The organism is Aporhodopirellula sallentina SM41 (assembly GCF_000346505.1).
GTDB lineage: Bacteria > Planctomycetota > Planctomycetia > Pirellulales > Pirellulaceae > Rhodopirellula > Rhodopirellula sallentina.
The window spans coordinates 1-1075 of record NZ_ANOH01000490.1 but is presented as its reverse complement, the minus strand read 5'-3'; the positions used below and the strand labels follow the sequence as shown (position 1 = coordinate 1075).

Sequence of the window (1075 nt, the reverse complement as noted above, 5' to 3'; positions counted from 1 at the left end):
GGAACTCGGTGAAGTGACCTATATGCCGTCGCTTCATCGTTACGCCGAATAACTCCTGTCCATGTGCTTAGAGACCCTTTGTTGCTATCTAGATAAGAATCCCAAGGTAGGGGTCGCTGCATGTCAGTTTGATGTTATTGATCAGGACGGTGGATTCGTTTCAAGAGGGCATCGCTCGCGGTATGTATCGGGTTTTTTAGGTTTTCCTAGGCGATTGAGGTCGTCAGAGTTTGTTACTCCATTTGAAACGTTTTATTCAGCAACAGGTCAAGGCCCATTCGCTGTTTTTCGGTCCAACGTTTTCTCGCAAACTACTGGGTATGAGGAATCCTTCTGGTCTCATGAAGATTCCGATATATTTTGTCAGATGGCTCTGTTAGCTGAAGTTCATTACTTGCCTGAGCGTCTGTATCTCAAAAGATCGCATGGGCATAACTTGACTGGTTCCTCGCATGCCAATTATGGCAAATTTAGGGAGAAATGGGATTTCTACTTCTCGGGTGATCCAAATGTAAATGCTGAAGTGGATGCTGCGTTCAAGTACTATTACGGGGCTCATGCCCCGATTCGTCATTTCAAGATTTCAGCTAAGGCGTCCGTGGAATTCTTGAAGACAGGCAAATTACATTCTTTAAATTGGTCTTTTGAGTGCTTCATGAATGGTGTTGCCGATCTGATCATGAAGAAGAGCCTGTCGAGGCGATGGGCTCAACGCAAAGAGCGTAGCGTTGCGGCGGTGAATTAGAGTTGATGAGGCAATCTGTTGCTTGTTTGGTTCGTGTAGTAAGTTCCGGCTTGTTTAGTTGATTTGTGTTTGTTATCGAGCATGTCGAAGCGTTGTTTGGTCTCGTAGATTGTTGTTAGAGAGAGTGGCGGGCGTATTCGAAGAGTAGGTTGTCAACGCACCGATGCGAACCACGCGAGAGGTTGGGTAGCACATGCAAACCGGATGTCGCGGATGTTTGATGATTTCGGGCGCATTGTATTATGCTGGTTCAACGTTCCGTTGACGAGTTTCGCTGGCGCAGTGATACGATTGACAGCCCGCGAGGCGTCGGCTTGCGAGATTTTGTGC

Annotated in this window: 1 protein-coding gene; it reads left to right on the top strand. The window is 47.1% G+C overall.

The window, feature by feature from the left end; translation table 11 throughout:
• Positions 1 to 367: 367 nt before the first annotated feature.
• Positions 368 to 745, top strand: a complete 378-nt coding sequence (locus RSSM_RS31365; RefSeq protein ID WP_044304160.1) for a hypothetical protein — start codon at positions 368 to 370, stop codon at positions 743 to 745.
• Positions 746 to 1075 lie beyond the last annotated feature (330 nt).